Genomic DNA, 8,774 nt, shown 5'->3' with positions numbered 1-8,774 from the left:
TCAGCCATTGTTGTCCTTTTTCACTGCAGGCGGTCAGGCGGGCGTGCCGACCGGCACCGGCGTATTCCAGGCGGATGTCCAGGTCCGGAGGCGGTAATCGCGTGCCGGCCTGTTCGGGCCATTCGATCAGGACGACTGCCTGTGCGTCCAGCAGTTCGTCGAAACCTGCATCCCGCCATTCATGCGCGTCGCTAAATCTATAGAAATCAAAGTGATAGAAGTATAAGTTAGAAACGTTATAGCTTTCAAGAAGCGCGTAGCTGGGACTTTTGATCCGGCCCGTCACACCGCCGGCGCGCAACAGGGCGCGGGCCAGGCTGGTCTTGCCTGTACCCAGTTCGCCGCGCAGGTGGATCCGGCCTCCGGCAGCCGGGCCGTCCGGCGTCTGGCCGCAGACCAGATCGGCCAGGCGTTGCGCCAGAGCCACGGTGGCGTCTTCATCGGGCAGGGGCCATTCGATGGCAGGGGGCGATGGTGTCATTGGCAGGGTTCCGGTTTCAGGTCACAGCGTCCAGCCACAGCGGCAAGGTCACGGCCGACAGCAGCGTGCCGATCGACATGGTGACGGCCACCAGCCGGCCGTCGCCGCCCATGCGGGCGGCCAGCACATGGGCCGACGAAGCCGTGGGCAGGGCGCTGAACAGGACCAGCACCATCCGTTCGCCGGCCGACAGATCCAGCGCCCAGGCCAGAACCAGTGCGATGGGCGGCAGCAGAATCAATTTGGCGGTCACCATCCAGGCCATCAGCGGCATGTGTGCCCGTCCGCCGCGCAGGGACAGGGTGGCGCCCACGCACAGCAGCCCGATGGCCAGGGCGCAGGCCCCCAGTCGCCCGAGGGCGACATCCAGCGCCTGCGGAATCGGCACGCGCAGGAAATTGCAGGCCAGCGCGGCCAGCGTGGCCAGGATGAAGGGGTTGCGTGCGATTTCGCGCAGCGCGCTCCCGCCATGCCGGCTGGCCAGCGCGTGCACCGCGCCGATGTTGCTGATGGGCACGGCAAAACCGACGAACACCGCCATGGTGGTCTGCGCGCCAGACCAGGGCAGGCCGCTGGCCAGGGACAGGGCCAGGTAGGTGTTGAAGCGAAACCCGCATTGGGCCACCGAAGCGTGTGCTGCCGGATCCGGGCGCACGACCAGACGGCCCAGCCAGGCCAGGGCAATACCGCCGAGCATCACGCCGACGGTGGCGGCCAGCAGGACCGTGGTGCTGCCCAGATCCAGCGGCGTGCGGGTAATCGAATGAAACAGCAGCGCGGGAAACAGGACGAAATAGACCAGTTTTTCCGCGCCGGCAAAGAATGCCCGGTCGAATCCCAGATGGTGCAGCAGGGCCCAGCCCAGGGCGATCAGCAGGAAATCGGGCAGGATGAGCAGGATGATGGACATGGGTGACAGCGTGAACGGCCCTGTGGCGGGCTTGGCATGATTGTACGTGGCGTGCCGGCCTGAACCCCCGGCAATCGACCGCTTTCATGGGATTTACCCTTAAATATTGTCAATTATTGGCTTTTGGTCCTATCAGGCACTAGTCACAGTTGCTTCAGATTCGTACAATGCGCCTACGTTTTGATTCCAAGACGTGCCAAGACGCAAGTTTATGCTTCAAGAACTCTGGCCGGAAACCAGAGGCTCCGACTTGCCAATGGGCGCTCAGCCCTGTCCTACCATGCAGATCCGATATTGATGCTTTTCTGGCGGTCGTACCGCTCGAACATAGGCATGGCATCATCGGTCCCCATCCTGGATTGAGATTGATCTCGTTGATCGTGGTGCCGGCACTTGTCCCGGAAGCAGGCGTTCGCCTGTGCGAACGATCCGGGTGCGTGAATCCCAATCTCATCAAAGACCCGATGGTCTCATGATCGTCTGGTCTCCGAGTTCAGGAGCATTGAACATGGTTTGTCATAAAAAAGCGCCGCTTTCCGCCCTGGGGGCGGCGTTGGTCTTTGCGTTTTCCCCGTTGGCCTTTGCCGACAATGTCACGCTGCCCCAGGCGGTCGAGACGGCTGTTTTGCATAACCCCGAGGTCCAGGCGCAGTTTCACAATTTCCAGTCCGGACTCGAAGGCCAGAAGGTCCGTCGCGGCGCCCTGCTGCCCGAAGTCAATCTGCAGGGTTGGACGGGCCGTGAATATCGCGGCAGTTCCCGCGGCAACGGTTCCACCGATTGGTCGCGCAGCGGCTACAGCCTGTCCCTGCGCCAGCTGCTGTTCGACGGCTTTTCCACGATCAACGACGTGCGCCAGCTGGGTTTTGAAAAGCTGGCCGATTACTACACCCTGAAGGCCACGGTCGACGACCTGGCCCAGCAGGCGACCCAGGCCTATCTGGATGTCCAACGCTATCGCGAGCAGGTCGCCCTGGCGCAACAGAACTACAACCTGCACAAGGACATCCTGAGCCAGATCTCCGAGCGCAGTTCCTCGGGGGTCGGTCGCGGGGTGGACGAAGTCCAGGCCCAGGCCCGCCTGGCCCTGGCGCAGACCAATCTGCTGACCGCCTCGGGCAATCTGAACGACGTCACCCAGCGCTACCAGCGCATCATCGGCCAGGTCCCGGCCGAAACCCTGTCCGAAACGCCCGACGTCGATGCTTCGCTGCCCAAGGACCCGACCGATTTCAGCCAGTCCGTGCGCGTCAGCCCGACCGTGCTGGCCAAGCAGGCGCTGGTCCAGGCGGCCGAGCGCGGCAAGGCTTCGGCGCAAGGCCGCTTTGCTCCGACGCTGGAATTGCGCGCCGCCACGGGCCGTGATCGTTCCGATCCGCCTTACATCAGCGACGAGACCACGCGCAGTTCGAATGTCCAGCTGATGGCCACGTTCAACCTGTTCCGTGGCGGCGCCGATGCGGCTCGCGTCCGCCAGACTGCGGCCCAGACCTATGCCGCCCGGGACGTGCGAGACTACACCTGCCGCAATGTCCAGCAGGAACTGTCCGTTGCCTGGAACAACATCGTGCGCCTGCGCCAGCAGATGCCGTTCCTGCAACAGCACGAGCGCGACATTGCCCGGGTGCGTGTGGCCTACATGCAGCAGTTCAAGATCGGCCAGCGGACCCTGCTGGACCTGCTGGATACCGAGAACGAACTGTTCGACGCGCGCCGGGCGCTGGCCAATGGCATCTTCGACCTGCGCACGGCCGAATATCGCTGGTTGGCGCTGTCCCACAAACTGCTGCCGACGCTGGGGCTGGCGGATCCCTACCAGGAACAGCCCGACGAGGCTTCCAAGCTCGAATTCCCGGACGAGGTGCTCAAGGCCTGCCTGACGCCGCTGCCGGACACACGCAATCTGCAGCCGCTGCAGGTCAATTACCAATCCGGCATGAAGCCGCCGGTGCTGGCCCCTGCCGACAAGGCGGCCAGCGGCTGGAATTGATCTTTCAGCACTGAATGCAACCGTAGCAATGCCCCCGGGCCCTGTGGCCCGGGTTTCCTGCCGCTAGAGGGGAATGCCGATGGCTTCTGATCAGGAACGTTTCAAACAGGATCTCTCGGAACTGGATGCCGGATTCATCCGCGTTCTGGAAGACCTGATCGACGCATTGATTGCCAATGGATCATTGCGCCTGACCGACCTGCCGCCCCAGGCGCTGGAAAAGCTCGCTGAACGCAAGCGCACCCGTCAGCGATTGCAGGGTGCCCTGAACCTGATTTCCGACGACGATGCCATCCTCTGAGGCTGCTGCCGCCATGGCGGCCCGAACCGAAGCAACGACGGCCAACCCGCCTGGTGCCGCAGCGGCGCCGGAACTGCCGGGCGCCACGCCGCACCAGTTGCATGATGATTCCCTGCTGGCCAGCCTGGCGCTGATCACGCGGCTGCTGGGCCGTCCCTGCACCGCGCAGCAGCTTGCATCGGGCCTGCCGCTGGTGGACCAGCGCCTGACGCCGTCGCTGTTGAGCCGGGCCGCTGGCCGCGCCCAGTGCAGCGCCCGGATCGTGCGCCGCACCCTGGGCAACTGGTCGCGCAGTGTCATGCCGGCCATCCTGTTCCTGAAAAACCAGCGTGCCTGCGTCCTGGTCCAGGAACGCCCCGATCACTATCTGGTGCATTACCCAGAGACAGCCGAACCCGTCGAAGTCCCACGCGCCGAACTGCAGGCCGAATATTCCGGCCTGGCCTGCTTCGTGCAGCCCCGTTACCGAACAGAAGCTCGCACCCAGGACGCCCACATGCGGGCGCGCAGCGGCCACTGGTTCTGGGCCGCGATGCTGGGCAACTGGAAGCTCTACCGCGACGCCGTGGCTGCCGCCGTGCTGATCAATATCTTCGCGCTGGTGATGCCGCTGTACACGATGAACATCTACGACCGCGTGATTCCCAACAGCGCGGTCGAAACGCTGTGGGCACTGACCATCGGCATCGCCCTGGCCATGGTGTTCAACCTGGTGCTGACCGGCATCCGCGCCTATGTCGTGGACATCGCCAGCAAGCGGGTGGACGTGGAACTGTCTTCGCGCATCATGGAACAGGTCCTGGACCTGCGCATGGAAAGCCGCCCGGTCTCCGTGGGCTCGTTTGCCTCCAACCTGCGGTCCTTTGAATCCGTGCGTGATTTCATCGCCTCGGCCAGTCTGACCACCCTGGTGGACCTGCCTTTCGTGCTGCTGTTCCTGGGGGTGCTGGCCTGGATTTCGCCCTGGATGGTGCTGCCGCCCCTGCTGGCCATCGCCGTGATCCTGGCCGTGTCGCTGTTTTCCCTGGCCCGGGTCGAAAAAATGACTCTCGAATCCTTTCAGGCCGGGGCGCAGCGCAACGCCGGCCTGATCGAGGCCCTGAATGGCATGGAAACCGTCAAGGCGCTCAACGCCCAGAGCCATTCCCAGCGCATGTGGGAAGAATCCACCCGCTGGCTGGCCGAACTGGGCGCACACATCAAGCTCACCTCGTCGGTCACCGTCAGTTTCGTGCAGACCTGCCAGCAACTGGTCAATATTGCCGTCGTGGTGATCGGCGTCTACCTGGTCCAGGACGGCATGACCATGGGCGGCATCATCGCGGCGTCCATGATTTCCGGGCGCTGCCTGGCCCCCCTGGGCCAGGTCGTGGGCCTGATGATGCAGTATCACAATGCCAAGGCATCCCTGAAATCCATCGACAACTACATGGCCATGCCGGTCGAGCGCCCGGCGGGTCGTTCCTTCATGCCGCGCCCTATCCTGCAGGGTGGCATCGAATTCCAGGGGGTCACTTTCGCCTACCCCAACAGTTCCATCGCGGCGCTGGATCACATCAGCTTCCGCATCCAGCCGGGCGAAAAGGTCGGCATCATCGGCCGCATCGGTTCGGGCAAGACCACGCTCGAAAAACTCGTCCTGAAACTCTACGCGCCGACTTCCGGCACAGTCCTGATCGACGGCATCGACCTGAACCAGATCGATCCGGCCGACGTGCGTCGCGCGGTCGGCTATGTGCCCCAGGACCCGGTGCTGTTCTATGGCTCGCTCAAGCACAATCTGACCATCGCCTCGCCGTTCGCCACTGATGAAGACGTCCTGCGCGCCGCCACCCTGGCGGGCGTGGATGAATTTGCCGCCAGCCACCCCGAAGGCTATGACATGATCGTCGGCGAACGCGGCGATTCGCTGTCCGGGGGGCAGCGCCAGTCGATCGCCATTGCCCGTGCGCTGGTCAATGATCCTCAGATCCTGTTGCTGGACGAACCCAGCAGCAATATGGATCACCAGAGTGAATCCCAGCTCAAGGCCCGCTTGCGGGTCGCCAGCCAGGGCAAGACGCTGGTCCTGGTCACGCACCGCACGTCCCTGCTGGATCTGGTCGACCGGCTGATGGTCATCGATCATGGCCGCATCGTGGCCGACGGACCCAAGGCCCAGGTCGTCGAGGCTCTGCGCCAGGGCCGCATCGGCGGCGCACGCAGGAACTGAGGCCATGAAAACCCTGTTTGCTTTGCTCGCCCGTCTGCGTCAGTCCTTTGCGCCCAAGCACGAGGGCGGCCGCAGCGACATGATCGATGACGCCATCTGGGCGCTCAGCCAGCAGCGCACACGCGGATCGCGCCTGCTGATCTGGATGTCCCTGCTGACCGTATTCGTGCTGATCATCTGGGCTTCGATCGCCCAGATCGACGAGGTCGTGCGCGGCGAAGGCAAGGTCGTGCCTTCGCGGCAGGTCCAGGTCATCCAGAGTCTGGATGGCGGTGTCGTCCAGGAAATCCTGGTGCGTCCCGGCGACAAGGTCGTCAAGGATCAGATCCTGCTGCGCATCGACCCTACGCGCTATTCCTCGTCCCTGGGCGAGAACCGCGCCGAGGCCCTGGCCCTGAAGGCCAAGGTCGCCCGCCTGGAAGCCATCGCCAATGACGCGCCCTACCAGGCCCCCGAGGACGTCCAGTCCCAGGCGCCAGAACTGGCCGAACAGGAACGCAACGTCTGGCAGGCCCGCACCCGCGAACTGCAGGCCAACCTGGAAGTCGCCCGGGAACAGCTCAACCAGCGCCAGCAGGAATTGCGTTCCACCATCGCCAACCGCGACCAGGCGGCCACCAGCTGCGGCCTGGCGTCGCGCGAATATTCCATGACCAAGCCGCTGCTGGCCAGCGGTGCGGTGTCCCAGGTGGATCTGCTGCGCCTGCAGCGCGACGTGGCGCGATTCTGCGGCGAACAGAAATCCGCAGCGGCCCAGATCGACAAGATCCAGGCGTCCATCCAGGAAGCCGAGGCCAAGCTCAACGAAACCGAGGTCACCTTCCGCAACCAGGCGCGCACCGACCTGTCCGATGCGCGTGCCAAGCTGTCCGCCCTGCTGGAAAGCCAGGTTGCGCTGGCCGACCGCGTGACCCTGTCCAATATCCGTTCGCCGGTCAATGGCACCGTCAAGACCCTGACGGCCAACACCGTGGGCGGCGTGGTTTCGCCTGGCAAGGACATCATGGACATCGTCCCGTCGGACGATACCCTGCTGCTCGAAGTGCGCATCAACCCGCGCGACATTGGCTTTCTGTATCCGGGCCAGCAGGCCGAGGTCAAGTTCACGGCCTACGATTTTTCCATCTACGGCGGCCTGCAGGGCCACGTCGAGGAAATCGGCGCCGATTCCATCACCGACGAAAAGGGAAATTCCTACTACATCGTGAAGGTCCGCACGGAAACCGCCTACGTGGGCAGTGACGAACGGCCCATCATCCCTGGGATGATGGCCGAGGTCCACATCCTGACGGGCAAGCGCACGCTGATGCAGTATCTGCTCAAACCTGTGCTGCGCGCGCATTCCAACGCCTTCCGCGAACGCTGAAAGGACTCGACATGACGCTACCTGTGTTGTTGTTGACTGCCGATGATGCCCTGTACCGGCATTGGGCCGGGCTGGACGGGCTGGGCTGGGCGCCGGCGCGCGGGCAGCGCCTGTCCGATCTGGCCCTGTGGGGCCGGCGCGGCGTGCTGGCCGTCATGGACGCCCGCCTGCTGCCCAGGGCCGGGGGCGATCTGTCCGAGGTGCCGGCGGGCCTGCAGGTCGTCGTCGCCAGCACCCACCCCGGCGACCCCGAGGGCCAGCGCGCCCTGGTGGCGGGCGCAGCCGGGTACGTGCATGCCTACATGCCGGTCAGTGGCCTGGACCGTGTGCTGCGTCACGTCATGGGTGGCGAAATCTGGGTGGGCAAGGACATGCTGTCGCGCATGCTCAGCCAGATCGGCCAGGCCAGGCCCGAACCCAACCAGGACTGGGCGCGCGACCTGACCGTGCGCGAACGCGACGTGGCCCGCTACGTCGCCCTGGGCCATTCCAACCAGTCCATCGCCGATGTCCTGGGCATTACCGAGCGCACCGTGCGCGCGCATATTTCCGCCATCTTCGAAAAGCTGGGCGTCACCGACCGCCTGATGCTGGCCCTGCGGGTGCACGGCATCGACCAGCACGCGGCGCGTGGCGTGGATGCCTGAACCGGGTCTGCGTCGTCCCCTGATGCCGTGTGATCGCCACCGCTGTCGATGGGACGTTGCCGGGTCCCGGCTCGCATCCTGGTCCTATTGGCCAAAACGCCAATATCTATTGGCCAAAGCGCCAATATCGCGGAAACGTGCCGCCGCGTAGCATGCCCCCATGATCGCCGCCAGGATGCCCAGCGCATGCCTGGCAGGCCCAACAGATTCAGATCGAATTCACACTGAGGATTCCCCATGGCTACCGATACCGTCCTGATCACTCACGTCACCGGCAAGGCCTGGATGCGTGCATCCGATGGCACGACGATTGCGCTGCACGAAGGCATGCGCGTGCCGGTCAACGCCCGCATCCTGACGGATGAAGGCGCCAGCGTGACCCTGCAGGCCAACGGCGTGCCGCCGGTGATCGTCGGCCAGAACACCGACATGCTGGTCACGGAAGACCTGGCCGCTGCGCAGCCGCAGCCAGCCGACAACGCCGTGACGCCGCCGGCCGATCCGGTAGCCGCCCAGGTGCTGGCCGCGCTGGACGCAGGCCAGGACCCGTTTGCCATCCTGGATCCGACCGCTGCGGTGTTGACCGGCGGCGGTGGCGGCGGTTCCAGCTTCACGCGGCTGGCCAGCATCCTGGAAGCCACGACACCCCTGGCGCTGGCTTATCCGCGTCCGGGGGTGGAAACGCCTGAATTCGTGCAGCTGGGTGGGGTTGCTGGGGGTGAGGGTGGTGTGACGGTTATTCAGGACACGATCGCACCCCAGGTGTTTGTCGAGATCACGACCGATGCGAACAACGACGGTCACATCAATGCCGACGAACTGGGCACGGGCGATATCACGGCCAAGGTGACCTTTGGAGCGGGCACG

The 8,774-nt window shown here is 64.5% G+C and carries 8 protein-coding genes; 6 read left to right on the top strand and 2 right to left on the bottom strand.

Annotated elements, in window-relative coordinates; all coding sequences use genetic code 11:
- A partial coding sequence (gene tsaE, locus RBR29_RS08705) for a tRNA (adenosine(37)-N6)-threonylcarbamoyltransferase complex ATPase subunit type 1 TsaE (RefSeq protein WP_320348646.1) occupies positions 1–481 on the bottom strand: 481 nt, incomplete at its 3' end.
- Positions 482–497: 16 nt separating this feature from the next.
- On the bottom strand, positions 498–1,391 hold the full coding sequence (locus tag RBR29_RS08700) for an AEC family transporter (protein ID WP_320348645.1): 894 nt from the start codon (positions 1,389–1,391) through the stop codon (positions 498–500).
- A 508-nt stretch (positions 1,392–1,899) separates the two neighbouring features.
- On the opposite strand from RBR29_RS08700, the gene RBR29_RS08695 reads away from it, so the two are divergent.
- The 6 genes from RBR29_RS08695 to RBR29_RS08670 all read left to right on the top strand — a co-directional run.
- The gene (locus tag RBR29_RS08695) at positions 1,900–3,381 is read left to right on the top strand and encodes a TolC family outer membrane protein (RefSeq protein WP_320348644.1); all 1,482 of its coding nucleotides are present in this window, start codon (positions 1,900–1,902) and stop codon (positions 3,379–3,381) included.
- Positions 3,382–3,460: 79 nt separating this feature from the next.
- Positions 3,461–3,682: a hypothetical protein gene (locus RBR29_RS08690; protein WP_320348643.1), complete on the top strand. Its 222-nt coding sequence runs from the start codon at positions 3,461–3,463 to the stop codon at positions 3,680–3,682.
- 13 nt (positions 3,683–3,695) lie between these two features.
- On the top strand, positions 3,696–5,894 hold the full coding sequence (locus tag RBR29_RS08685) for a type I secretion system permease/ATPase (RefSeq protein ID WP_320348642.1): 2,199 nt from the start codon (positions 3,696–3,698) through the stop codon (positions 5,892–5,894).
- A gap of 79 nt (positions 5,895–5,973) precedes the next feature.
- On the top strand, positions 5,974–7,260 hold the full coding sequence (locus tag RBR29_RS08680) for an HlyD family type I secretion periplasmic adaptor subunit (protein ID WP_320348647.1): 1,287 nt from the start codon (positions 5,974–5,976) through the stop codon (positions 7,258–7,260).
- 11 nt (positions 7,261–7,271) lie between these two features.
- A complete protein-coding gene (locus tag RBR29_RS08675) occupies positions 7,272–7,907 on the top strand; it encodes a response regulator transcription factor (RefSeq protein WP_320348641.1) in 636 nt (211 codons plus the stop codon).
- Between the two features lie 237 nt (positions 7,908–8,144).
- Positions 8,145–8,774, top strand: a 630-nt coding sequence (locus tag RBR29_RS08670) for a retention module-containing protein (protein WP_320348640.1), incomplete at its 3' end; no start/stop codon positions are given.

The organism is Castellaniella sp. (assembly GCF_034007085.1).
Lineage (GTDB): Bacteria > Pseudomonadota > Gammaproteobacteria > Burkholderiales > Burkholderiaceae_B > Castellaniella.
The sequence above is the reverse complement of the archived record's forward strand: the minus strand, read 5'-3'. Positions and strand labels throughout refer to the sequence as shown.

Coding starts and splice junctions, on each gene's coding strand:
- RBR29_RS08690 (WP_320348643.1), top strand. CDS start 3,461: ATGGCTTCTGATCAGGAACGTTTCAAACAGGATCTCTCGGAACTGGAT.
- RBR29_RS08700 (WP_320348645.1), bottom strand. CDS start 1,391: ATGTCCATCATCCTGCTCATCCTGCCCGATTTCCTGCTGATCGCCCTG.
- RBR29_RS08695 (WP_320348644.1), top strand. CDS start 1,900: ATGGTTTGTCATAAAAAAGCGCCGCTTTCCGCCCTGGGGGCGGCGTTG.
- RBR29_RS08675 (WP_320348641.1), top strand. CDS start 7,272: ATGACGCTACCTGTGTTGTTGTTGACTGCCGATGATGCCCTGTACCGG.
- RBR29_RS08685 (WP_320348642.1), top strand. CDS start 3,696: ATGGCGGCCCGAACCGAAGCAACGACGGCCAACCCGCCTGGTGCCGCA.
- RBR29_RS08680 (WP_320348647.1), top strand. CDS start 5,974: ATGATCGATGACGCCATCTGGGCGCTCAGCCAGCAGCGCACACGCGGA.